At 73.0% G+C, this 24,789-nt stretch carries 18 protein-coding genes; 3 read left to right on the top strand and 15 right to left on the bottom strand.

The features are described 5' to 3' along the window. Positions 1-94: 94 nt before the first annotated feature. The 9 genes from J2Z30_RS28710 to pyrG all read right to left on the bottom strand — a co-directional run bounded on the left by J2Z30_RS28710 (position 95) and on the right by pyrG (position 11,835). Positions 95-1,189, bottom strand: a complete 1,095-nt coding sequence (locus tag J2Z30_RS28710) for a pseudouridine synthase (protein ID WP_044577504.1) — start codon at positions 1,187-1,189, stop codon at positions 95-97. Positions 1,190-1,229: 40 nt separating this feature from the next. Further along, positions 1,230-1,886, bottom strand: coding sequence for an SMC-Scp complex subunit ScpB (gene scpB, locus J2Z30_RS28715; RefSeq protein WP_044577502.1), 657 nt, complete (start codon positions 1,884-1,886; stop codon positions 1,230-1,232). Further along, positions 1,883-3,475 (bottom strand): segregation and condensation protein A, encoded by a 1,593-nt coding sequence (locus tag J2Z30_RS28720; protein ID WP_044577500.1) that lies wholly within the window; start codon positions 3,473-3,475, stop codon positions 1,883-1,885. The genes scpB and J2Z30_RS28720 overlap by 4 nt, the downstream gene beginning before the upstream one ends. A gap of 68 nt (positions 3,476-3,543) precedes the next feature. Then, positions 3,544-4,125 (bottom strand): hypothetical protein, encoded by a 582-nt coding sequence (locus tag J2Z30_RS28725; RefSeq protein WP_209468877.1) that lies wholly within the window; start codon positions 4,123-4,125, stop codon positions 3,544-3,546. Next, positions 4,110-5,126: a ParA family protein gene (locus J2Z30_RS28730; protein ID WP_020872375.1), complete on the bottom strand. Its 1,017-nt coding sequence runs from the start codon at positions 5,124-5,126 to the stop codon at positions 4,110-4,112. The genes J2Z30_RS28725 and J2Z30_RS28730 overlap by 16 nt, the downstream gene beginning before the upstream one ends. Before the next feature lie 560 nt (positions 5,127-5,686). Further along, a complete protein-coding gene (gene ald / locus J2Z30_RS28735) occupies positions 5,687-6,802 on the bottom strand; it encodes an alanine dehydrogenase (protein ID WP_044582116.1) in 1,116 nt (371 codons plus the stop codon). Positions 6,803-7,028: 226 nt separating this feature from the next. Next, on the bottom strand, positions 7,029-9,125 hold the full coding sequence (locus tag J2Z30_RS28740) for a tetratricopeptide repeat protein (RefSeq protein ID WP_245388530.1): 2,097 nt from the start codon (positions 9,123-9,125) through the stop codon (positions 7,029-7,031). A gap of 347 nt (positions 9,126-9,472) precedes the next feature. Beyond that, a complete protein-coding gene (locus tag J2Z30_RS28745; RefSeq protein WP_044577497.1) occupies positions 9,473-10,099 on the bottom strand; it encodes an NUDIX domain-containing protein in 627 nt (208 codons plus the stop codon). 80 nt (positions 10,100-10,179) lie between these two features. Beyond that, positions 10,180-11,835 carry a CTP synthase gene (gene pyrG, locus J2Z30_RS28750; RefSeq protein WP_044577494.1) on the bottom strand — a complete coding sequence of 552 codons (1,656 nt, stop codon included), beginning with the start codon at positions 11,833-11,835 and terminating at the stop codon, positions 10,180-10,182. Between the two features lie 420 nt (positions 11,836-12,255). On the opposite strand from pyrG, the gene J2Z30_RS28755 reads away from it, so the two are divergent. Together J2Z30_RS28755 and J2Z30_RS28760 are read left to right on the top strand one after the other, a co-directional pair. Next, the gene (locus tag J2Z30_RS28755; protein WP_044577491.1) at positions 12,256-14,064 is read left to right on the top strand and encodes a glycoside hydrolase family 15 protein; all 1,809 of its coding nucleotides are present in this window, start codon (positions 12,256-12,258) and stop codon (positions 14,062-14,064) included. 310 nt (positions 14,065-14,374) lie between these two features. Then, positions 14,375-16,027, top strand: a complete 1,653-nt coding sequence (locus tag J2Z30_RS28760) for a PucR family transcriptional regulator (RefSeq protein ID WP_044577489.1) — start codon at positions 14,375-14,377, stop codon at positions 16,025-16,027. Between the two features lie 921 nt (positions 16,028-16,948). Here the strand turns inward: J2Z30_RS28760 and J2Z30_RS28770 are convergent. The 6 genes from J2Z30_RS28770 to J2Z30_RS51415 all read right to left on the bottom strand — a co-directional run bounded on the left by J2Z30_RS28770 (position 16,949) and on the right by J2Z30_RS51415 (position 24,065). Then, positions 16,949-18,121 (bottom strand): glycoside hydrolase family 64 protein, encoded by a 1,173-nt coding sequence (locus tag J2Z30_RS28770; protein WP_044577486.1) that lies wholly within the window; start codon positions 18,119-18,121, stop codon positions 16,949-16,951. 111 nt (positions 18,122-18,232) lie between these two features. Then, the gene (locus J2Z30_RS28775) at positions 18,233-19,393 is read right to left on the bottom strand and encodes a glycosyltransferase family 4 protein (RefSeq protein ID WP_107073386.1); all 1,161 of its coding nucleotides are present in this window, start codon (positions 19,391-19,393) and stop codon (positions 18,233-18,235) included. 310 nt (positions 19,394-19,703) lie between these two features. Then, complete coding sequence (gene recN / locus J2Z30_RS28780) at positions 19,704-21,449, bottom strand: DNA repair protein RecN (protein ID WP_209468878.1); 1,746 nt, start codon at positions 21,447-21,449, stop codon at positions 19,704-19,706. A gap of 415 nt (positions 21,450-21,864) precedes the next feature. After that, positions 21,865-22,779, bottom strand: a complete 915-nt coding sequence (locus J2Z30_RS28785) for an NAD kinase (RefSeq protein ID WP_044582112.1) — start codon at positions 22,777-22,779, stop codon at positions 21,865-21,867. An 83-nt stretch (positions 22,780-22,862) separates the two neighbouring features. After that, positions 22,863-23,741, bottom strand: coding sequence for a TlyA family RNA methyltransferase (locus J2Z30_RS28790; protein ID WP_044577482.1), 879 nt, complete (start codon positions 23,739-23,741; stop codon positions 22,863-22,865). A 30-nt stretch (positions 23,742-23,771) separates the two neighbouring features. Then, complete coding sequence (locus tag J2Z30_RS51415; protein ID WP_044582111.1) at positions 23,772-24,065, bottom strand: hypothetical protein; 294 nt, start codon at positions 24,063-24,065, stop codon at positions 23,772-23,774. A 203-nt stretch (positions 24,066-24,268) separates the two neighbouring features. Between J2Z30_RS51415 and J2Z30_RS28800 the strand changes: the two genes are divergently transcribed. Beyond that, the gene (locus tag J2Z30_RS28800; RefSeq protein ID WP_044577480.1) at positions 24,269-24,616 is read left to right on the top strand and encodes a hypothetical protein; all 348 of its coding nucleotides are present in this window, start codon (positions 24,269-24,271) and stop codon (positions 24,614-24,616) included. Positions 24,617-24,789 lie beyond the last annotated feature (173 nt).

The following is a 24,789-nucleotide window of genomic DNA, read 5'->3' on the forward strand; positions in this document are numbered from 1 at the left end:
GTAACCAGCGGGTCGGACAGGCTCCCGGGACGACCGCTGGGCGAGACGCGGCGGCCCGCCGACGGCCGGAGCCGTCAGCGGTGCCGGGTCCGTATCAGAGCTCGACCTCGCGCATGAGCATGCCGACCTCGGTGTTGGTCAGCCGGCGCAGCCAGCCGGACTTCTGGTCGCCGAGCGCGATCGGGCCGAAAGCCGTCCGCACCAGCTTGTCGACCGGGAAGCCGGCCTCGGCGAGCATCCGCCGCACGATGTGCTTGCGGCCCTCGTGCAGGCTCACCTCGACCAGGTAGTTCTTGCCGGTGTTCTGCACCACCCGGAAGTGATCGGCGCGGGCGTAGCCGTCCTCGAGCTCGATGCCGCTCTTGAGCCGCTTGCCCAGGTCGCGCGGGAGCGGGCCCTGGATGGCGGCGAGATAGGTCTTCCGCACGCCGTAGCGGGGGTGGGTGAGGCGGTGGGCCAGCTCACCGTGGTTGGTGAGCAGGATGATGCCCTCGGTCTCGGTGTCGAGTCGGCCGACGTGGAAGAGCCGGGTCTCGCGGTTGGTCACATAGTCACCCAGGCACTGGCGGCCGTCGGGGTCCTCCATGGTGGAGACGACACCGGCGGGCTTGTTCAGCGCGAAGAAGAGGTACGACTGGGTGGCCACGGTCAGCCCGTCGACCTTGATCTCGTCCTTCTCGGGGTCGACGCGCAGCCCCTGCTCGGTCACGACCTTGCCGTTGACCTCGACCCGGGCCTGGTCGATCAGCTCCTCACAGGCGCGGCGCGAGCCCATGCCGGCGCGGGCGAGCACCTTCTGGAGCCGCTCGCCCTCCTGCTCACCGAAGGTCTTGGGCATCTTGACCCGCGGCTTGTCGTGGCGGGCACGGTTGCGCTCCTCTATCTGCGCCTCGTACTCGCGCGGACGGGCCGGGCCCGGCTTGCGGCCACGGCCGCCGCCGCCCTTGGGGCCACCGCCCTTGGGGCCGCCGCCCTGGGAGCCCTGGGAGCCCTGAGAGCCCCTGGGGCCGCCCTGAGACCCTTGGGAGCCCTTGGGGCCCGCCTTGGGGCCGCCGCCCACGTCGTAGCGGCGCTCTTCGGGGCGGGGGCGGCCGGCGCGCTGCTGCTGCTCGTCGCGCCTGTTCCCCGCGCCTCGGTAGTTCTTGCCGCCGCTACCGCTGCCCCTGCTGTTCCTGCCGCTGCTTCGCATCAAGTTTCCGTCTGAGAGTGGCCGCTGTCGGCTCGGTGTTCTACGTCGTCGTGCGTTCTGCGTCGTCCTGCGCGTCATCGCCGTCGATGGCGTCCGGGTCGAACGACGGCATGCCCTCCTGGGACTCGCCCTCGACCGCGTCCGCCTCGGGGAGGAACGGCGCGAGCTCCGGGAGCTCGTCCAGCCCCCGCAGGCCCATCCGCTCCAGGAAGTAGTTCGTCGTCCTGTACAGGATCGCACCTGTTTCGGGTTCCGTGCCCGCCTCCTCGACCAGGCCCCGCTGGAGGAGGGTCCGCATCACGCCATCGCAGTTGACGCCGCGGACGGCCGAGACGCGGGAACGGCTGACCGGCTGACGGTACGCGACCACCGCGAGGGTTTCCAAAGCGGCCTGGGTGAGCCGGGCCTGCTGGCCGTCCAGGACGAACCCCTCGACGGCGGCGGCGTAGGCCGGGCGCGTGTAGTAGCGCCAGCCGCCCGCGACCAGGCGCAGCTCGAAGCCCCGGCCCTGGGTCGCGTACTCGTCGGCCAGCTCGCGCAGCGCGTCCGCCACGGCGCGGCGCGGCCGCTGGAGAACCTTGGCGAGGTTCTCCTCGGTGGCGGGCTCGTCGACGACCATGAGGACGGCCTCCAGGGCGGGCTTGAGGTCCAGCTCGGCGACTTCGGAGAGCCCGGCGGGTGTCCGCTGCTCGCTCAACTCGCTACCTCCTCCTTCTCCTTCTCGGGCGTGGCCGTCTCGGGCGCGGCCGTCTCGGGCGTGGCCGTCTCCTGCTCGGGCTCCTTACGGGGCTTGGCCTCCTGGTCGAACTCGTCGGTGACCAGTGGCCGCTCACCCGCCTCGCCCGTCCAGCGGACCATGAGCGACCCCAGCGCCTCCGGCTGGTCCAGGAGGACCGCGCGCTCGCGGTAGAGCTCCAGGAGCGCCAGGAAGCGCGCGACGACCGTAAGGACGTCGGGAGCGTCCTCGGCGAGCGCGGCGAAGGTCGCCTCCCCCAGCTCCCGCAGCCGCGCGACCACCACCTCGGCCTGCTCCCGGACGCTGACCAGCGGGGCGTGGATGTGGTCGACGTAGACCTGCGGCTTGGGCTTGGGCTGCATCGCCTTGACGGCCAGCTTGGCGAAGCCCTCGGGGCCGATGCTGATGACGACGTCGGGGAGCAGCTCGGCGTGGTGCGGCTCCAGGCCGACGGTACGGGGGTGACGGGCGGCCTCGGCGGTCAGCCGGTCGTTGAAGATGTCCGCGATCTGTTTGTACGCGCGGTACTGGAGCAGCCGGGCGAAGAGCAGGTCGCGCGCCTCCAGCAGTGCCAGGTCCGCCTCGTCCTCGACCTCGGCGGCGGGCAGCAGCCGGGCCGCCTTGAGATCCAGCAGGGTCGCCGCGACGACGAGGAACTCGGTGGTCTGGTCGAGGTCCCAGTCCGGCCCCATGGCGCGGATATGGGCCATGAACTCGTCGGTGACCTTGGAGAGGGCGACCTCGGTGACATCCAGCTTGTGCTTGGAGATCAGCTGGAGGAGGAGGTCGAAGGGCCCCTCGAAGTTGTCCAGCCGCACGGTGAACCGATTGCCGCCGTCCTCGGCTCGCGCCTCGCCCTGACCGCCCCCGTCGATCGCCGCGGTCCCGTCACTCGCCCCGGCCCCGTCGCCCGCCTGGGCCCCGCCACTCGCCGCGGCCCCGCCGTTCGCGTCGGCCTCGTCGCTCCCGCCCCCGGCCGCTGCCGCCTCACCGCCGTGCCCGCCCGCGGAGGGCGCCACGTCGAGGTCGGCCCGTGCGTGCACCGGCTCCGGCTCGTCCGCCGACGCATCCTTACGGCCGCGCCCACCGCCCGCGCCCCGCCACGCGTCCGGGGCAGCAGCGGCGTCGGCCGTCGCCGGGGACGGCTCGGGCTCGGCGTCCGGCGCCGTGAGTTCCTCCGAGGCGGCCTCGCGCGCCTCGGGCTCCACGGCGGCATCGCGCGCCTCGGCGGTCTCGCGGGCATCGGGCTCTGCGACGGCCTCGGGGGCGTCAGGCTCTGCGACGGCCTCGGGCGCGGCGGACGCGACGGGCGGCTCGGACGGCTCAGCAGGGGCCTCGGGCGCCGCCTGGGCGCCGTTCCGCGGCTCCAGCGCCGCTTCCCCCGCCGCTTCCCCCGCCAGGGGCGGATCGGGGCGCTGAGGGGCCTCCTGTGGAGGCGTGGGCGCGGTGGACCGGTCCGGACCCGTCCCGGCCGGCGCCGTGCCGGGCCCCCGGCCGAGGGTGCGGCGAGAGGGGCGGGGCGGCGGGGCGGGGGTGTCGTTCGTCGGCATCGCGGTCCAGGGTGCTCAGGGCCGGGCGGGGCAGCCCGTACGACCGGGCAGGCTATCGCCCGGCCCGGTCAACGGCCGCGGAGGCGGCGCACCAGGATGCTCGCGTCGCCGCGCGACTCCAGGTCGGCGAGGACGACCGCGACCGCCTCGCGGACGATCCGGCCGCGGTCGACGGCGAGCCCGTGCTCGCCGCGGAGCACCAGACGCGCGTGCTCGAGGTCCATCAGCTCCTCGGCGGAGACATAGACCGTGATCTTCTCGTCGTGGCGCTCGCGCCCACTGGGCCTTCGGTTCGGCGTACGGGCGCGGCGGCGGGCCGGGCCGTTCTGCTCGGCCGCGGCCGAACCGCCCTGGGCCTGGCGGCCCTTGGGCCGCTCCCCGGCGGCGGGGCGCCGCTCGCCGACCGCGTCCTGGGAGGCCGTCTCCCGTCCTGTGTGTTCGCCCGAGCCGGACTGCTCACCGTCCGCGCGCTGCTCCTGCCCTTCGCGCGGCTCGGCGCCCGCGTCGGGTTCGGCGGCGGGCGGGGGCACCCGGGGACCCTCGCCGTTCGCCTGGCGGCGCCCGGCGGCGGGAGCGGAGGACTGGAGACCCATCCCTCCCGTGGTGCGGAACAGTTCGTCGGCTCCCGGCAGACTCACTCGGCGTGACACCGGGCGAGCACCTCCCTGGCGAGCTGGCGATAGGCGGCGGCACCGACGGAGTTGGACGCGTACGTGGTGATCGGCTCACCCGCGACCGTGGTCTCGGGGAAGCGGACCGTACGGCCGATGACCGTGTGGTAGACGTGATCGTCGAACGCCTCGACCACGCGGGCGAGGACCTCGCGGCTGTGCACGGTGCGCGAGTCGTACATCGTGGCGAGGATGCCGTCCAGCTCCAGGTCGGGGTTGAGCCGCTCCTGGACCTTCTCGATCGTCTCCGTGAGCAACGCCACACCGCGCAGCGCGAAGAACTCGCACTCCAGCGGCACGATCACCTTGTGCGCGGCGGTCAGCGCGTTGACGGTGAGCAGACCGAGCGAGGGCTGGCAGTCGATGACGATGTAGTCGTAGTCGGCCATCAGCGGCTTGAGCGCGCGCTGGAGGGTCGACTCCCGGGCGACCTCGCTCACCAGCTGCACCTCGGCGGCCGACAAGTCGATATTGCTGGGCAGCAGGTCCATGTTGGGCACGGCCGTCTTCAGCAGCACCTCGTCGGCCGACATGCCCCGCTCCATGAGCAGGTTGTAGACCGTGAGGTCGAGCTCCATCGGGTTGACCCCGAGGCCGACCGACAGGGCGCCCTGCGGGTCGAAGTCGACGAGCAGGACCCGGCGGCCGTACTCGGCCAGGGCCGCGCCCAGGTTGATGGTGGAGGTGGTCTTGCCGACCCCGCCCTTCTGGTTGCACATCGCGATGATCTTCGCGGGACCGTGGTCGGTCAGCGGCCCGGGGATCGGGAAGTACGGCAGCGGGCGCCCGGTGGGGCCGATCCGCTCGCGGCGCTGGCGGGCAGCGTCGGGCGCGAGCGTGGCCGCGTATTCGGGATCTGGCTCGTACTCCGCGTCCGGGTCGTAGAAGTGCCCGTCGGGGAGGTCGTCGTAGTCGGCGAAGCGGGCGGGATCCGTGCCCCCCTGGTCGCCGGCCATGGCGTTCACGTGATGGCCGTCCATGCTGTGGCTCTGGTGGGCTGTCGTCGGGCTCTGGCGGGTTGCGAAGGTACGGACAGCGACGGAGCCGACAGCCTCGAGCCCCGAGGGGCCCTGGCCCCGCGCAGCCGGTCCTGGTTGACCACCCCCGGGAGAAAATGTCGACTCATTCACAAGTCGTCCTACCTCCTTGGTGACCAGGAAATTTCTCTATAGGTCAGCGTGACACCATGCCGACGGTTGGCGACTCTATGGCGTGTCACCGGTCCGCAGCAACACAATCCACCGGACACGGCACGATGTGTCGGCAATCGAACACCCCGATGTCAAGGGCGTATGAACGGTGCCGCGGAGATTTCACCACCGCATAAAGCGTCTGAATAGTTACATTTAGGGCGAGTTGGCCGAGCGGTGGCCCGCAGGCGATACGGGGCACAGCGGACACACCTTCGGCCGGGCCTCATCCTTCGACAAGACCCGGCCGGATGCCCGATGTTGACATGTGGTTGACGGCCGGGGTTGACCGTCCGGCAACCGGGGTTCACGGGCCCCGGCGGCCGGGGCCGGTGAGGTCCGGGCGTCATTCAGCCGATCAGCGAGCCCAGTTCGACGACGGGCAGGTCATGGGCCTCGGCGACCGGGCCGTAGACGACCTGGCCCTCATGGGTGTTGAGCCCCTTGGCCAGCGCGGCGTCCCGGCGCAGCGCCTCCCGCCAACCGCGGTTGGCCAGCTCCACGATGTACGGGAGCGTGGCGTTGGTGAGCGCGTGGGTGGAGGTGTTCGGCACCGCGCCGGGCATGTTGGCCACGCAGTAGAAGACCGAGTTGTGGACCTCGAAGGTCGGCTCGGCGTGGGTGGTGGGACGGGAGTCCTCGAAGCAGCCGCCCTGGTCGATCGCGATGTCGACAAGGACACTTCCCGGCTTCATCCGGGACACCAGCTCGTTGGTGACCAGCTTGGGCGCCTTGGCGCCCGGGATGAGCACCGCGCCGATGACCAGGTCGGCCTCGAGGACGGCCCTCTCCAGCTCATAGGCGTTGGAGGCGATGGTCTGCACCCGGTTGCCGAAGATCCGGTCGGCCTCGCGCAGCTTGTTGATGTCCTTGTCGAGCAGGGTGACGTGGAAGCCCATGCCGATGGCGATCTGGGCGGCGTTCCACCCGGAGACGCCACCGCCGATGACCACGGCCCGCCCGGCGGCCACACCCGGCACCCCGCCGGGCAGCACACCGCGGCCGCCGGCCGAGCGCATCAGGTGGTACGCGCCGACCTGCGGCGCGATCCGGCCCGCGACCTCGGACATCGGCGCGAGCAGCGGCAGGGCGCGGTTCGCGGTCTCGACCGTCTCGTAGGCGATGGCGGTGGTGCCGGACTCCAGCAGCGCGTCGGTGCAGGCCCGGGAGGCGGCCAGGTGCAGATAGGTGAAGAGCGTCTGGCCCTTGCGCAGCCGGTGGTATTCCTCCGCGATGGGCTCCTTGACCTTCAGCAGCAGGTCGGCCGTGGCCCAGACCTCGTCGGCGGTGCCGAGGATGTGCGCACCGGCGGCGGTGTACTCCTCGTCCGTGATGGACGAGCCGAGGCCCGCACTCCGCTCGATGACGACCTCATGGCCGCCTCGGACCAGCTCGTGCACACCGGCGGGGGTGATGGCCACGCGGAACTCGTTGTTCTTGACCTCGCGGGGGATGCCGACCTTCACGTCGATCACGGTCCTTGAATGGGGGAAAAGGAACTTATCGCCATAGCCGGTCATGGGTCGATACACCATCGACCATAGACAGGCAAACCGGCATGCGCGTCCGCATGCCGGAGACGACCGCAACAATCGCGGTACAGCCAGTCTAATGAAGGACGTCGCGCTGTCTAGCCTTGCAATGCATCAATCTTTTGGAAGACCACTACTGATTTCGTAGGTCGACAGTGTTTCAGTCCCCACTCTGAGGTGTCGGACCGGTGTCTTCCGCCTCGCTCGCCTCGATTCTCCGGGCGGTGCGCCGCAGCGACCGCGCCACCGAGGGATCCCCGCCGAGCCGGTCCATCGCGTCCGCCGCATGGCGCGCCAGCTCGGCATGCAGCCCGGTGTCACCGCAGGTCCGGGCGGCCGCGGCGGTCTCCGCCCAGCTGCGCAGCGCCTCCCTCGGCCGCCCCGAGCGCTCCTGGGCATCCGCCGTGCCGCTGAGCGCCCGCGCGTACCCCGGCCGGTCGTCCGCCCGGCGGCAGGCGGCCGCGGCGGCACGCCAGTCGCGCAGCGCCTCGCCCCACCGCCCGGCGTAGCCGTGGACGGTGCCGAGCCGTGCGTACAACCGGGCCGCCGCGGGCGTGTCGCGGCGGCTCAGCCGCAGCTCCAGGGCGCGTCCGTACCAGTCGGCCGCCCGGTGCCAGTCCTCCAGCGCCTGGTACGTGCCGCCGATCGACTCCAGCGCACGGCCGGTCGTATACGGATCGCCCGAGGCGCGGGCGGCCTCCAGGGCGCTCTTGTAACGGGCGAGGGCCTTGTCCACCCGGCCCGCCCCGCCGTCCAGATCGCCGAGGTTCAGCAGCGCGGCCGCCCGCTCCACCGGCAGATCGCGGCGCCGGGCCACGTCCAGCACCAGCTGATGCAGCCCGTACAGCTCCACCGCCGCGCCCTCGAAGCCCCGGTGGGCGGTCAGGGCATGGGTCAGCGCGGCCACCAACCGCCGTGCCAGGGTGTCGAGTTGACCGGTCTCCACGGCCAGCCGGGCAGCCTCGATCAGCGTGGGCAGCCGCTCTTCCAGCCAGTCGGCCGCCTCCGCCGACGACGAAAACCGCAGCGGCTTCGGCATCCCGGCCAGCTTCTTCCGGCCCGGGGAACCCGCGGGCTCGGCGGCCAGCCGGCAGGCGTGCAGCTGCCGTACGGCGCGCTCCAGCATCCGCGCCCGCGCCAGCTCCACCTCCGCCGGGCGCTCCTCGGCCGCCAGCCGCTCCCGCAGCAGCGGATCGAGACAGCCGGGCACCAGGTAGCGGCCCGTGCCGCGCGGGCGCAGCATCCCGTACGCGGCGAAGCCCTCCAGCGCCGCCTCGCCGTCCGCCACCGAGCAGCCGGCCAGCGCGGAGGCGATCTGGGCGTCGGCCGATCCGCAGGGCGCCAGCACCAGCAGCCGCAGCATCCGGGCGGCGGCCGACGGCAGCGCGGCGTAGGCCAGCCGGAAGGCGCGGATCAGCGGGCGCGCGCCGTGGTCGAGGTCGCCGTCGTCCGGCGGCAGTTCGCGCAGCCGGGCCAGGGCGTCGGCCACCGATGCCTGGGGGCGGGCGGCGAGCCAGCCGCCGACCAGGACGAGCGCCGCGGGCTGGCCCGCGCACTCCTCGACCAGGGACTGCGCGGCCACCGGATCGCAGGTGATCCGGGTGGGGCCGGTGTACTGCGCCAGCAGCCCGACCGCCGCGCTCACATCCAGCCCGCCCACCGTGCACGGCCGCACACCCGGCACCCCGGTCAGCGGGCCGCGCGAGACGGCGACCACCAGGCAGTCGGGCTCATCGGGCAGCAGCGCGTCCACCTGCTCGGCCCCGGCCACGTCGTCGAGCAGCAGCAGCACCCGTTTGCCGTCGAGAGCCTCGCGCAGCGCCTCGCTCAGATCGTCCTCGTCCGCCCCCGGCGGTGCGCTGACCCCGAGCCGTCCCAGCAGCTCACGGGCGGTGCGCTCGGTGGGCACGTGATCACCGGCGGACGTCGTCAGCCGGGCGCTCAGCACCCCGTCGGGGTAGTCGTCGGCGAGCCGCCGGGCGAGCTCCTCGGCCAGCGCCGTACGGCCCCAGCCGGGGCGGCCCGCGATCAGCAGCACCCGGCTGCGGGCGGCCTTGCGGCCGGCGAGGGTGTCCAGGCCCGCGCGCTCGATGTCGGCCCGCAGCGAGAGCAGCTCCCGCCGCCGCCCGGCGAACCCCCGCCCCACGGAGGCGGCCGCCGCGAACAGCACGGCCCGGGTCGCCCCGCTCCACACCCCGCCGTCCTGGGCGTCCGCGGTGGAGCGCCGTTGCCGCGGCGGGGTGTCGGAGGAGGACATCTCATCTTTGGGCGAATCATCTTTGGGCGAACGGCCGGGGGCGGATTCCGGCGAACGCCCGGGAGCGGATTCCGGCGGACGGCCGGGGGCGGACGAAGCGGATGAAGCGGACGCGGGGGGCGGCGGCTGCCGCTTCCCTGGGGCCGCCGGCTCCCCATCGGTGTCGACCGCCTGCTCCGCCACGGGCCCACTCCCGTCCACCTGCGCGTACGAGCCCCTTCGGCTCACTATGAGCGTAGTTCACTCCGCGTCAGGTACCCGGTACTCACGGCCCACAGCACGGACCGAAAATCACTCCATCGGATCTTCACCGAGGACGAGTGGGGCCCATGCGTCCCATCAGCGGCTCAGACGTCGAAGGGCCGGGCCGGCCAGGAGGCGTCGGCGGGCCGGAGGGCGTCGATGCCCTCGCCGGAGAGCGCGGCCCGCAGCGCCAGCGCGCCCAGCGCGAGGCAGTTGTTGTGGAGCTCGCCCGCGAGGGCGCCACGCACCAGCTCCTCCAGGGACACCCGGGCGAGCTCCATGTCGGCCTCTTCCTCGGAGACCTCGAACCGCTCGCCCTCGGCCACGGAGATCTCCCGGGCCAGGAAGATCCGCACGGCCTCGTCACAGCCGCCGGGCGAGGTGTAGACGTCGATGAGGACCCGCCAGTCCTCGGCCTTGACGTGCGCCTCCTCGTACAGCTCCCGCTGGGCGGCGTGCAGCGGGTTCTCACCGGGGATGTCCAGGAGACCGGCCGGGATCTCCCACAGCCGCCGGCGGACCGGGTGCCGGTACTGCCGCAGCACGATCACGCGGTCGTCCCTGTCCAGGGCGAGGACGGCGACGGAGCCGGGGTGGACCTGGTAGTCGCGCTTGACCCGACTCCCGTCGGGCATCTCCACCTCGTCCGTGCGCACGCTCGTCTTGTTGCCGGTGAACGGCGTGGCGGTCGCGGTGACCGGCCATTCCTCGGGGGTGTCCTGGATGCGCATGCTTGCCTCAGCGTCCTTTCCGCGTGCGGTTGACGGGGCGGTGGGCCGCGCCGGCCGCCCGCCCCTGCCAACCGTAACGGTCAGACGCTTACGCCCCCCGTCTGAGCTGCCACCTGTCGCTCGACCGCCGCCTTCACCAGGCCCGCGAAGAGCGGGTGCGGACGGGTCGGGCGGGAGCGCAGTTCGGGGTGGGCCTGGGTGCCGACCAGATAGGGGTGGACCTCGCGCGGGTACTCCACGTACTCCACCAGCTTGTTGTCCGGGGAGGTGCCGGAGAAGACGATCCCGGCCTTCTTCTCCAGCTCACCGCGGTAGGAGTTGTTGACCTCGTAGCGGTGGCGGTGGCGCTCCTCGACATACGGCTGGTCGTCGTAGACCTCGCGGACGATCGAGCCCTCGGCCAGCTTGGCCGGGTACATGCCCAGCCGCATGGTGCCGCCCATGTCGCCCTCGCCCGCGACGATGTCGAGCTGCTCGGCCATGGTGGAGATCACCGGGTCGGTGGTGGCGGGCTCGAACTCGGTGGAGTTTGCGCCCTCGATGCCCGCGAGATTGCGCGCCGCCTCGATGACGATGCACTGGAGTCCCAGGCAGAGGCCCAGCACCGGGATCTTGTTCTCCCGGGCGTAGGTGATCGCGCCGACCTTACCGATGACACCGCGGTCGCCGAAGCCGCCGGGGATGCAGACCGCGTCCACGCCGTCGAGCTGCTCCCGGGCACCGGCCGCCGTCTTGCAGTCGTCGGAGGTGACCCACTTGATCTTCACGCGGGCGTTGTTGGCGAAGCCGCCGGCGCGCAGCGCCTCGGTGACGGAGAGATAGGCGTCGGGCAGGTCGATGTACTTGCCGACGAGCGCCACGGTGATCTCGTGGTCGGGCTCGTGGACCCGCTTCAGCAGGTCGTCCCACTGGGTCCAGTCCACGTCGCGGAACGGCAGGTCCAGCTTGCGGACGACATAGGCGTCCAGGCCCTCGGAGTGCAGCACCTTGGGGATGTCGTAGATCGACTTGGCGTCGATGGCTGCGACCACGGCGGCGTCGTCCACGTCACACATCAGCGAGACCTTGCGCTTGATGGAGGTGGGGACCTCGCGGTCGGCTCGCAGCACGATCGCGTCCGGCTGGATACCGATATTGCGCAGTGCGGCCACCGAGTGCTGGGTGGGCTTGGTCTTCAGCTCGCCGGACGGGCCGATGTAGGGCAGCAGGGAGATGTGCACCACAAACACGTTGTCCCGGCCGACCTCGTGCCGGACCTGGCGGACGGCCTCCAGGAAGGGCAGCGACTCGATGTCGCCGACGGTGCCGCCGACCTCGGTGATGACGACGTCCACGTCGTCGGTGGCCATGCGCCGGATGCGGTGCTTGATCTCGTTGGTGATGTGCGGGATGACCTGCACCGTGTCCCCGAGGTACTCACCGCGCCGCTCCTTGGCGATTACGGTGGAGTAGACCTGTCCGGTGGTCACATTGGCCGAGCCGTCGAGGTCGACGTCGAGGAAGCGCTCGTAGTGGCCGATGTCCAGATCGGTCTCGGCGCCGTCGTTGGTGACGAACACCTCGCCGTGCTGGAAGGGGTTCATCGTGCCCGGGTCGACATTGAGATACGGATCGAGCTTCTGCATGGTGACGCGCAGACCGCGCGCCTTCAGCAGCGCCCCCAGACTGGAGGCGGTAAGACCCTTGCCGAGTGAGGAAGCGACACCCCCGGTGACGAAGAGGTGCTTGGTCGTCATGGGCTTAGCGGCAATGGCCAAGAGGGGGCTCCCGTGGTCGCGTCGTGAGGGTGCGTACGGCAGCCGCTCCGGGGTCCGGGGGCGCCGCCGCTGAGGTTCGGGGGTTTTGTGCCCGCCGCTCCACGGGCTACCAGGGTATCAGCGCCCCGGAGCGGTCGCTGCTGACCTGGTTCCCGCGTTCGGTCTGCGCAACCGCCCGAACACCATGCGTGACCTGGCCACCCGATCGGCCGTGAGATGCGAGCCACGATGTGGACGGGCTCAAGCGGATCACCGTTGTCCGTCGTATCCTCATCGGACGCACGCATGCGAGCCACCCCGGCACGGCACCACCAGCACGCCCCCGGAACAAGAGCTCGTCAGAATTTTCCGAGACCGTAAGCAACGCCCTCCGGGGTGATACGGCCGTTCGAATGGGGAATGCACGTGGCCGGGCGTATCGAGGATTACGCACTGATTGGTGATATGCAGACGGCCGCCCTCGTCTGCAGAGACGGGACCGTCGACTGGCTGTGCCTGCCGCGGTTCGACTCCCATGCCGTCTTCGCCGGTCTGCTGGGCACTGAGGAACACGGCTTCTGGCGGCTGGGGCCCGCCGCCCCCGCGGGGAGCGGGCCGCCCGCCGCCGACCGCCGCCGCTACCGTGGCGACTCCCTGGTCCTGGAGTCGGAGTGGGACACCCCGCGCGGCACGGTCCGTGTGATCGACTTCATGCCGCCCCGTGACGGCGCCCCGCAACTGGTGCGGATCGTCGAGGGGGTCAGCGGCCGGGTGCCGATGCGCTCCGCGCTGCGGATGCGGTTCTCCTACGGCTGGGTCGTGCCCTGGGTACACCGGGTGGACACCCGTACCGTCGCCGTCGCCGGTCCGGACTCGGTCTGGCTGGACACCGAGGCCGACACCTACGGCAAGGACCTCACCACCTACTCCGACTTCACGGTGGGCCCCGGCGACCGGATCGCCTTCACCATCAGCTGGCAGCCCTCGCACAACGAGCCGCCCGCCCTGCCCGAGCCGGAGGGGGCGCTGGAGGCCACCGAGGCGTTCTGGCGGGAGTGGGTCGAGCACTGCACCTACCACGGCCCCTACCGGGACGCGGTGGTCCGCTCACTGATCACGCTGAAGGCGCTGACCTACGGCCCCACCGGCGGCATCGTCGCGGCGCCCACCACCTCCCTGCCCGAGGAGATCGGCGGCGTCCGGAACTGGGACTACCGCTTCACCTGGCTGCGGGACGCGGCGATCACCCTCTCCTCGCTGCTGCGCACCGGCTACCGCGAGGAGGCCCGCGCCTGGCGCGAATGGCTGCTCCGCGCGGTCGCGGGCGACCCGGAGAACCTCCAGATCATGTACGGCATCGCGGGCGAGCGGGAGTTGGCCGAGGCCGAGCTGACCTGGCTGCCCGGCTATGAGAACTCCCAGCCGGTCCGGGTCGGCAACGGCGCGGCGGGCCAGCTCCAGCTGGACGTCTACGGCGAGGTCACCGAGGCGCTGCACCTGGCCCATATGACGGGTCTGGCGCGCAACGACTACGCGAGCGTGCTCCAGCTGAAGCTGATCCGCTACCTCGAGGAGCACTGGGACGAGCCGGACGAGGGCATCTGGGAGGTGCGCGGGCCGCGCCGCCACTTCGTGCACTCCAAGGTGATGGCCTGGGTCGCGGTCGACCGCACCGTCAAGCTGATCGAATCCGGCGATGTGGACGGGCCGTTGGAGCGCTGGCGGGAGCTGCGCGACGAGATCCACCGGGACGTCTGCGAGAGGGGCTACGACGCCGAGCGGAACACCTTCACCCAGTCCTACGGCTCCAAGGAGCTGGACGCCTCGCTGCTGCTCATCCCGCAGATGGGCTTCCTGCCGCCGGACGACAAGCGCGTCATCGGCACCATCGAGGCGATCCAGCGGGAGCTGTCGACCGAGGACGGCTTCGTGATGCGCTACCCCACCGCGGGCGAGGACGCCGGGGTGGACGGTCTCGAGGGCGACGAAGGGGCCTTCCTGGCCTGCTCGTTCTGGCTCGCCGACGATCTGGCGATGATCGGCCGGGTGGACGAGGCCCGCAAGCTCTTCGAGAAGCTGCTCGGGCTCCGCAACGACCTCGGGCTGCTGGCCGAGGAGTGGGACCCGCGCAACCAGCGCCAGGTGGGCAACTTCCCGCAGGCGTTCAGCCATGTGCCGCTGATCGACACCGCGCTGCGTCTCACGGCGTCCGGCGCGTACGGAGGCTGACCCCCGGCCCGGGTCCTGGGGACCCGGGCCCCCGCATCCGGGCTCTGCCCGCCGGGCGGGCCCAGGCAGGTCGAGGCGGGGCATCGAACGGGCGGCCGAGCAGGTCGGAGGAAGTCCGCCACGGTTCGGGCAGCGGCCCGAAGGGGCGCGGGGCGGTGTCGATGTGCGGCTCCGCCGCGGCTGTGTCGATATGCGGCTCCGCCGCGGCTGTGTCGATATGCGGCTCCGCCGCGTGGGACCAGCCAGGACGCAGCCGCGGACGAACGACCGCACCTCGCGGCACTTCCCGCGGAGCGTTTAGCGTGGCGGCATGGAACCAGAGGGAACGATCACCGTGGCGCGGGCCCTCGGCCTTCCCGCCCTGCGCCGCGGGCTCCCCGAGGTGGTGTCCGGGCAGGAACTGCTGGACCGCCCGGTGCGCTGGGTGCACGCGGGCGAGGCGCCGAACATCGCCGCGCTGCTCAAGGGCGGTGAGCTGCTGCTGACCACCGGCCTCGGGGTCGGGCCGCGCCCCGCCGAGCAGCGCGCCTTCGTCCGCCGGCTCGCCGAGCGGGGCATCGCGGCCCTGGTGGTGGAGTTGGGGGCCCGGTTCCGCACTCTGCCGGGGCCGGTCGTGGACACCGCCCGCTCGTGCGGGCTGCCGCTGGTGCAGCTCCATCGCGAGGTGCCGTTCGTGACGGTCACCGAGGAGATCCACACCGAGATCGTCAATGAGCACTACGCCCTGCTGCGCCAGGCCGATGTGGTGCACCGGCAGGCCACCGAGGTGCTGCTGCGCGGCGGCGGGGTGCCGGAGATCCTGCGCCACTTCGCCGCCTTCGCGGCCAATCCGGTCTTCCTGGAGACCCCCGAGGGACGGCTGCTGTACGCGGCCGGGCCGGGCGGCACGCCCCCGGCGGGCGCGGCCGATCCGCTCCAGGTGTGGGAGGGGCTGCGGGCGCCGCGCGCGGCCGCGCGGCCCGAGCCGCCGGCGGGCAGCGTGATCGCGGACATCCCGGGCGGCGGGCCCGGCCCCGGTGCCGTACGGGCGCGGCTGACCGTCCTTCCGGTGGCCGGGCCGCTGGGCCCGGTGCACCGGATCGCCGCCGAGCGGACGGCGGATCTGCTGGCGGTGGTGCTGCTGCGGGCGCGTCAGGAGGAGGAGCTGGCGGCGCGCGGGCGCGGGGACTTCCTCACCGATCTCGCCGAGGGCCGGATCGAGGCGTCGGACGCCCCTGCCCAGGCCCGGGTGCTGGGCTTCCGGCCGGGCCCGGCCGGGCCGCTGCTGCCGGTGGTGATGCGGCTGGTGGAGGATCCGCGGCCGCTGGCCGGGGGCGGGGAGAGCTGGGCGGCGCTGGCCCACGCCGTGCAGGAGGAGCTGGCTGGGGTCGGGGTGCCGGTGCTGCTCGGCGTACGGCTTCCGGAGGGGCGGGTTCCGCTGCTGGCGGGGCTGCGCGGCGCGACCGAGCGGAGCGCGGTGGCCGAGCGGATCGCGGCGGCGCTGCGGGCCGGGGTGGAGCGGGCCTGGCCGGACCGGACCGGCGCCCGGCCGCCGGTGGTGGTCGCCGGGCTCGCGGTCGGCTGGGACGCGGCCGGAGCCGAGCTGCGGCATGCGGCGGAGGCGGCGAACGCGGCGTGCGGAACGCCGCCCGACCGGGGCTGGTACGACGTACGGAGCCTGGATGTCGACCTATTGCTGTGGCGACTGCGCGAGCACGGCGATCTGGCCGCCTTCGTGGACCGGGTGATCGGTCCACTGCTGGCCCATGACCGAACCGCCCGCCCGCCGCTGGTGCCGACGCTGGAGACGTATCTGCGGCATGCGGGGCGCAAGGCGGAGACGGCCCGCGCACTGCACCTCAACCGCCAGACGCTGTACGACCGGCTGGCCCGGATCGCGTCACTGCTGGGCAGCGATCTGGAGGATCCCCAGACGGTGCTCGCCCTAGGGGTGGCCCTCCAGGCCCGCCGCCATGTGCGGTGACACGGCGGCAGACCGCCCCGCCTGACGCGGATGCGACCCGCCCGACACAGACACGACCCACCTGACACAGGCGCACCCCACCCGACGCAGACACGACCCACCTGACGCGGATGCGGCCCACCTGACGCGGATGCGGCCCGTCCCGCCGTGGCCCGGATCGCGTTACTGCTGGGCAGCGATCTGGAGGATCCCCAGACGGTGCTCGCCCTAGGGGTGGCCCTCCAGGCCCGCCGCCATGTGCGGTGACACGGCGGCGGGCCACCCCTCCTGCCGCGGATGCACCCCGCCCGACGCAGGCACACCCCGCCCGACGCAGACACGACCCACCTGACACAGGCACACCCCACCCGACGCGGATGCGGCCCGTCCCGCCGGTTCGGGCCCCCGCCCGGCGTCCCCCCGTGTCGCCGGGCGGGGAGTGGCTCCCTCGCCGTCCGCCGCGCCGCCCTCGCCGTGCGCCGCGAACACCTCCCCGCCCGGCCGCCCTCTGCCGCACCGCGCCCGGCTCCTGCCCGGCCCGGCGGCTCTTCGCGGCCCGCGCCCCCTGACACGTGCCCCCGGCCACCGCTGGGAGGCACCCCCCGCACCAGACGCCGCGGGCCTCGCGGCGGCGGCCGCCGATGTCGTGGGCGCGAAGACCGATCCACCGGACGGACCTACGAGGCGTCCGGCGGAGCCGCGTATCGATACTTTCCCCTCCCCGCCCCTTCCCGCGGCAGCGATATGCGGCTCCACCGCGTGGCACGGGCTTCGCCCCGGACCCCGGGGGCGACCGGCCGACCGTTCCGCGATCGGCTCACTGGCCAGGGCGCCGGCCGCGCCACCCGCGACGCGGCCGGGGTCTGGGGCAGAGCCCCAGTTGTGGGAAGGGGCGGGGCGGGGAACAGCCCCCCGCAGGCGTCAGGACCCGCCGGACACCCCCTAGAACGGGGTCAGGGTCAGCGTGATCCCCTTCGGAGCGGTGTCCTGGATGTAGGACGCGAACTCGGCCACGTCGTCGAAGGCGAAGCCGTACGCCTTGCCGTCCACGGTCGCCGCGTGCATGGCCTTGGCGTAGTGGTTGGTGACGTCCTCGCCGTAGAAGGCGGCCGGGTCGGTGGTCGGCTGGGCGTCGGCGTTGTGCAGCGTGGAGCGGTTGAAGCCCGCGCCGAGGATCGCCGCGACCGGGCCCGTGGTCCCGTCGTTGGGGGCCGCCAGGGCGCCGTCGCAGAACAGCACGTCCTTGGTGGAGGGCTTGTCGAAGGAGACCGAGGCCGGGCCGGTGAAGGAGAACTTCCCGCCGCTCACCCGGCCGGTGAAGGTGCCCGCGTTGGTCGTGACCTTGAGGTCCTTCGATCCGTAGGCGTCCCAGACCTGGTCGATGTACGACGCGAAGTAGTCCTCCGCGAACACCCCCGCGCCCATGCCATGGCCCGGAGCGATCACCCGCAGATTGTCGCCGACGATCAGCTTCTTGAAGGCGTCGACGCCGGCGAGGTCGGAGAAGACCTTGGCGCGGGCGCCGTCCTTGAGGGTGCCGGTCGTCTGGTCCTGGGCGCCGGTGAGGTGGATCGACAGCGGGACGCTGAACATGTCCACCATGGTGGTGTTGCAGAACATCCCCGAGGAGTTGTACGTGAACTCCGCGCAGTCGTGCATGATGTCGTAGTTCGGGTCGCCGGACACCCAGCCCGCCGGGTACTGCAGCGCGGCCTTGCCCGCCCCGTCCTCGACCACCTTGAGCTTGAGCTTGGAGCCCAGCGCCACATAGATCCGGCCGGACATCTGAGGCAGGTTCAGCTTGGTCTCACCGCTTCCGGCCAGCGGGATCGCGTAGTCGGTGAAGCCGTCCGAGCCGTTGTCGGAGAGCGCGACGGGGGCGATGTTGCCGTCCGGGGTGACGTGGACCTGCCGGTCGCCCTCGTTGCCGACGATGTAGAGCCATACCGACCCGTTGTCGTACTGCCCCGTCTTGTTCACGACGGTCAGGGGCAGGGAGGCGGCGGCCTTCGCGCCCGGTGCTCCGCTGGCGCGGCCGCCGGCGAACGCGAGACCGGTTCCCGCGGCGGCGGCGGAGGCGGCGATTCCACCCAGCAGCTTCCTGCGACTGATCATGATGATGGTGCTCCTCGGCGTAGTGGGGGTTGCCGGGAAAATGGCGTGGGGGGTGACGGGAGGCGCGAAATTGAGAGCGCTCTCTCGTCCCTCTGCCCAGCACCCTGCCGATCAACGACCGGGCCCGTCAACCCCTTCACGCAGAAAGGTCTGCACCAACTCATCGTAGACGCTCAGGACATGGGCGACGGTGTCGTCCTCCGTCGGCCAGCCCGCCGTCCGCGCCCGCCCCGCCGCGGCGAGCTCCACCCGGCGCACCGGATCGGCGAGCAGCCCGGTCACGGCGTCGGCCAGGGCCTCGGGGTCGCCGTACGGGACCAGTTCGGCCGCCTCCCCCACCAGCTCCGGCACCCCACCGACCGCCGTGGCCACCAGCGGCACCCCCGCGTGCAGCGCCTCCTGGGCCAGCAACGACCGAGCCTCCCAGCGGCTGGAGAGCACCGCGACATCGGCCGCGGAGAGCAGCTGCGGCACATCCTCACGGCGGCCGAGCAGCCGCACCGGCAGCCCCTCGGTGTCGATCCGGCGCTGGAGCACCGCACGGTCCGGCCCCTCACCCGCCACCACCAGCAGCGGCCGCGGATCCAGCGCCCGCCAGCGCCGCGCCGCGTCCAGCAGCGGGCCGTGTCCGGCCATCGCCTCCAGCCGCCCCGCCGTGACCAGCAACGGGCGCTCCACCACGCCCAGTTCGGCCCGCGCCTTCTGGCGGCGGCCGTCGGCGGTCTCCGGCGGCCGGCGCGGGGCGGGCACCGCGACCGGGGCCAGCCGGGCGTCGCGCGCACCGCGGACCCGGGCCCGGACCACCAGATCCGAGGAGGCCCCCAGCACGATCGCGGCGGCCCGCGCAACCCGACGCTCCATCAGCCGGACCAGACGGGCCCGCGCGCCCTCGGCGTCCACGCGGGTGTGCCAGGTGACGATCAGGGGTACGTTCCGGCCACGCAGCGCCACCGCCGCCAGCAGACCCGAGCGCAGCCCGTGGGCGTGCACCAGGGCCGCGCCCTGGGTGGCCCTGCGCAGCGACGCCATGCTTCCGGCGTCCGTCAGGGCGTCGAGCCCGGTGAACCGCGCTCCCGTCTGGCTGAAGCCGTAGCCCTGCTCGGCGCTCCAGGGGCCGCATACGGTCACCCGCAGTCCGCGCGCCACCAGCCCGGCCGACAGCGACCGCACATGCACCCCGCTGCCCGAACTCCCGGCGCCCAGCACCTGGACCGCGTGCAGCGACGACCGCCCGTGCGGCGGGACCGGGGTGTTGCTCACGGTACTGCTCACGCGGGCGGAGCTCCTGAGACGGTGTCGGGGCGATGGGGGGACGGTGCGGACGCGCTCCGCTCAAGAATGCCAGCACTCGCCGAACCCTCGTCGCAACGCTCCCAGGTGACGCCTGCCCCGAACTCGCCCGCTCGTCCGCGGTACCACCCGTTCGGATGAAGAGTGGGGGAAGCGTCGCGTGCAGGTTCGGGGGAAGCGTCACGCAAGGGATCGCGTGAGACGTCGCGTGAAGGGGTCGTGTGAAGCGTCGTGTGAAGGGATCGCGTGCGGCGTCGCGTGATGGGGTCGTGTGAAGGGGTCGTGTGAAGGGTCAGCGTCCCGCGCGGGCCGCCTCCAGGAGCTCTTCCGCGTGCGCCCGCGCGAGTTCGGAGTCCTCCTGGCCCGCGAGCATCCGCGACAGCTCCCGTACGCGGTCCTCGCCCTCCATGGCCTTCACGCCGCTTCGGGTCACCGATCCGTCGTTGGTCTTCTCGACCACCAGATGCCGGTCGGCGAAGGCCGCGACCTGCGGCAGATGGGTGACCACCACGACCTGCGCGGAGCGGGCGAGCTTGGCCAGCCGGCGGCCCACCTCGACCGCCGCCTTACCGCCGACACCCGCGTCCACCTCGTCGAAGAGATACGTCGGTACGGGGTCGGAGCCCGCGAAGACGACCTCGACCGCCAGCATCACCCGGGACAGCTCACCCCCGGAGGCGCCCTTGGCGATCGGCCGGGGCGGGGCGCCCGGATGGGGCGCGAGCAGCAGCTCGACCTCGTCGGCGCCGTGCGGCCCGAAGACCACCGGGCGGCCGCCCACCTCGATGCCGTCCGCCTCCGTCCCGGTCTGACGGATCGCGAACGTGACCCGGGCGTGTGGCATCGCCAGAGAGGCCAGCTCGGCGGTGACCGCCTCCGCGAACCGCCCCGCCGCCTCCGTACGGGCGTCGGTGAGCGCCTGCGCCAACTCGCCCAGCTCGGCGCGGAGTGCGTCGTGCTCGGCGGTCAGCTCGCCGATGCGGTCGTCGTCGCCGTCGAGTTCGGCCAGCCGCGCGGCGCCCTGCTCGGCCCACGCAAGCACGTCCGCGATGGTCTCGCCGTACTTACGGGTCAGCTGGGTCAGCGCGGCGCGGCGCTCCTCGACGGCCGCCAGCCGGATCGGGTCGGCGTCCAGGTTGTCGGCGTACCCCGCGAGATCCCCGGCCACATCGGACAGCAGGATGCCGACCTCGCCGATCCGGTCGGCGAGCCCGGCGAGGGCCTGGTCATGCGAGCGCACGGCCTCCACGGCGCGATGGGCCCCCCCGACCAGGGTGGCCGCGTCCACGCCCTCCGGATCCTCCGGGTTCCCGGCGAGGGCGGCGTGCGCGACGGCGGCGGCGGACGCCAGAGCCTCGGCGTGCCCCAGCCGTTCGGCCTCTGCCGCCAGTTCCTCGTCCTCCCCGGGGCGGGGCTCGGCCGCCGCGACCTCCTCGAGGCCGAAGCGCAGCAGATCCGCCTCCTGCGCCCGCTCCCGGGCCCGTGTGGTCAGCTCCTCCAACTCGGCCGAGACGGCGCGCAGCCGACGGTAGGCCCCCGCGTACTTCTCCAGGGGCCCGGCCACCGCGGCGCCCGCGTACCGGTCCAGCGCCTGCCGCTGCCTGGCGGGCCGCAGCAGGCCCTGCTGATCGGTCTGGCCGTGCACGGCCACGAGGTCGTCGGCCAGCTCGCCCAGCAGCCCCACGGGGACCGAGCGGCCGCCCACGTGGGCGCGCGACCGCCCTTCGGCGGAGACCGTACGGCTGATCAGCAGCACGCCGTCTTCGAGCTCGGCCCCCGCTTCCTCTGCCCTTACGGCCGCCGCCGAGCGGGCGTCGACCGTAAGGCGGCCCTCGACGACCGCCGCCTTGGCCCCGATCCGCACCAGGGCGGCGTCGGCGCGGCCGCCCAGCAGCAGCCCGAGGCTGGTGACGACCATGGTCTTGCCCGCGCCGGTCTCACCGGTCACCGCCGTGAAGCCGGGCGACAGCTCGACGACCGCGTCGTCGATGACGCCCAGCGCACGTATCCGCATCTCCTCCAGCACGTGCACGACCATACGAGGTTTGGTCGGTGCGATGCGACGAAGGGGCGCCACTTATGGGGGCCACCCGCACATCTGCCCGGGGCGGGGTGGGGGTGCGGGCGCCTCCGGCGGCAAGCCCCCACCCCGCCCCTTCCCGAACCGGGGCTCCGCCCCGCACCCTGCTCCTCAAGCTCCCCCAGCTACCGCTGGGAGGTGCCCCCTGGAGAGGCTGGGGTTGCGGGGCTCCGCCGCGTGGCAGGGGCCTCGCCCCTGGATCCCGGGGTCTGGGGCGGAGCCCCGCCTTCCAGCCCCTCCGGCGCTTGAGGAGCGGGGGTCCGGGGGCGGAGCCCCCGGTTTCGGGAAGGGGCGGGGAGGGGAACAGCCCGCCGCAGGCGCCACAACCCGCCGGACATCTCCTACCGCGATGCCCCTCTAGTGCGATGCCCCTCTAGTGCGGTGCCCCTCGCCACCCCGCCACCGGCAGGGCGAACTTGGCGACCAAGCGGTCCGTGAACGACGCGTGGTGGAGGCGGGCCAGCCGGACCGGGACCGCGCCCCGGCGCACCTCGACCCGCGCGCCCGCCGGGAGCTCCACCGTGCGGCGGCCGTCGCACCACAGCACCCCGTGCGGGGTCTGCGGCTGCACCTCGACCGCGAGCACCGACTTGGGCGAGGTCACCAGCGGCTTGGCGAACAGCGCGTGGGCGCTGATCGGCACCATCAGCAGCGCCTCCACCTCGGGCCACACCACCGGCCCGCCCGCCGAGAAGGCGTAGGCCGTCGAGCCGGTCGGGGTCGCGCAGACCACGCCGTCGCCGCCGAACCGGGAGACCGGACGGTTGTCGACCTCCGTGACCACCTCGAGCAGCCGCTCACGCGCGGCCTTCTCGACCGACGCCTCGTTCAGCGCCCAGTCCGTGTGCACGATGTGCCCGTCGTTGCGGACCAGCACATCGATCGTCATCCGCTCCTCGACCTCGTACTGCCGGGTCACCACCCGGTCCACGACCTTGTCGAGGTCGTCCCGCTCGGCCTCGGCCAGGAAGCCCACCCGGCCGAGGTTCACGCCGAGCATCGGCACGCCCGAGACCCGGGCGAACTCCGCGCCGCGCAGCAGCGTCCCGTCCCCGCCGAGGACGACCAGCAGCTCACAGCCGTTCAGCACGTCGCGGTCCGCGTCGACGCGCTCGACAGCGGGGGGCAGCGGCAGGTCCGCCGCCTCGGCGGCGAGCACCCGCACCCCGATTCCGCTGCGCAGCAGCCCCTGAACGACCAGTTCGGCGCTGCGGATGGCCGCGGGGCGGCCGGTGTGCGCGAGGAGGAAGACAGTACGGTCCGCCGTCGCCTCGGCCGTCGGCGTCATCGGCTCGACCGCCGGTGCCGCCACCGCGTCCCCGGCCCCGGGCTCGGGCACTGCTTCCTTCTGCTGCGCTGCTTCTGAAGTGGTCAACTGGGCCCCTCCGCCACTGCACGGTCAACATCCGCCGGGTCCAGTGCCGGCGCCCCGGCGCGCATCCACAAAAAGTACTCGACGTTACCCGACGGCCCCGGGAGCGGGCTGGCCGTTACGCCCAGCACCCCCAGTCCCAGGTCCGCCGCCCGCCCGGCCACCGTGCGCACCGCCTCGGCGCGCAGTTCGGCGCTGCGGACCACTCCCCCGCTGCCCAGCCGCTCCTTGCCGACCTCGAACTGTGGTTTGACCATCAGCACCAGGTCGGCGTCGGGCGCCGCGCACCGCACGAGGGCGGGCAGGACGAGCCCGAGCGGAATGAAGGAGAGATCACCGACCACCAAGTCCACCGGTTTCCCACCAATCCGCTCAAGTGTCAGCTCGCGCACGTTTGTACGGTCGTAAACGCTGACGCGTTCATCGCTCTGCAGCGACCAGGCGAGCTGCCCGTAGCCCACATCCACGGCCAGCACCTGAGCGGCGCCCGCGCGCAGCAGGACGTCCGTGAAGCCTCCGGTGGACGCGCCCGCGTCCAGCGCCCGCCGCCCGGCGACCTTCAGCCCCGCACCGGCTCCCATGGCCGGGCGGACCCCGGAGTCCTGCCCCGCGCCCGCGCCCTTCCGGTACTCCTCGCTGAAGGCGTAGAGCGCGCCCGCCAGCTTGTGGCCACCGCGCGAGACATAGTCCGGATCGCTGTCGTCCTCGATCACGACGACGGCCGCGCTGGTCTCCACCTGGGTGGCCGGTTTGGTCGCCACCGCCCCGCCGACGGTGACCCGGCCCGCCGCGATCAACTGGCTGGCATGCTCACGCGAGCGCGCCAGCTTGCGGCGCACCAGCTCCGCGTCGAGTCGTGCGCGTCGTGGACGGGTCACTGCCACGGGTGGTTCAGCTCCTGAGGTCGTTTACGCAGCGGACGGGGGCCGCGGGCCGGGCGCCGGAGGGCCGGGCCGCCGGTCGAGTGCGGTCAGCGTGTCGCGCAGGCCCTGGTGGACATCCTCGTACACCTCCAGATGTCCGCTCGTCCCGAGGTGGTCGGCGTCGGCCAGCCGGGCCAGCCGGGCGTCCACCTCGGCGACGCCGGTGGGCGTACGGTCCACGCCGAGCGGGGCGGGATCGGCGGGGCCGGGCGGCTCGGGCCCGGCCTCGGGCACCGACTCCGGCGCGACGTCCTCGGCCCCCTCGGCCCCCTCGGCCACTTCGGCCACTCGCTCCGGCGCGATGTCCTCGGCTCCCTCGGCTCCCTCGGGCACCGGCTCCGGCGCGGCCTCCCGGGCCTCCTCGGCCGCCGGACCGGGCTGTGGGCCGGGCCACCCGGCCGGCATCGGCTCACTCATGGCCCCGACGCTACCGCGAATCCCTCATTCTCCGACGTACGAGACCTGGGGTAACGTCGTCCGCGATGGCGACCTTGGAACAGTGCCGCAGCGCACTCGACAAACTGGCGGAGAACCTCGCGGCCGCGAACGGGGACCTTCGCAGCGCTGCCGCGCTCGATCGCTCGGTCAGCTGCTGGATCACCGATCTGGACACCACTTTCATCGGCCGTCTCGTGGACAGCCGGATCGAGGATGTGACGACCGCCTCGGGCCCCCCGGCCGAGCGTGCGCAGATCCGGCTGGCGATGACCGGCGACGACCTGGTGGCCCTGGTCGACGGCGAGCTGCACTTCGCACGGGCGTGGGGCGCCGGACGGATCAAGCTCGAGGCCGGGCTGCGCGACCTGCTGCGGCTGCGGAAGCTGATCTAGGCAAACGCCCCACTCCGTCGAGGGCAAGCCCCACCCCGAGCCCGGCTCCGGCCCAAGCCCTGCACCGGCCCAAGCCCTGCACCGGCCCAAGCCCTGCTCCAGCCCGAGCCCTGCTCCAGCCCGAGCGCTGCTCCGGCCCGAGCCCTGCTCCGGCGGGCGCCCCCACCCCGAGC

Source organism: Streptomyces iranensis (assembly GCF_017874715.1).
Lineage (GTDB): Bacteria > Actinomycetota > Actinomycetes > Streptomycetales > Streptomycetaceae > Streptomyces > Streptomyces iranensis.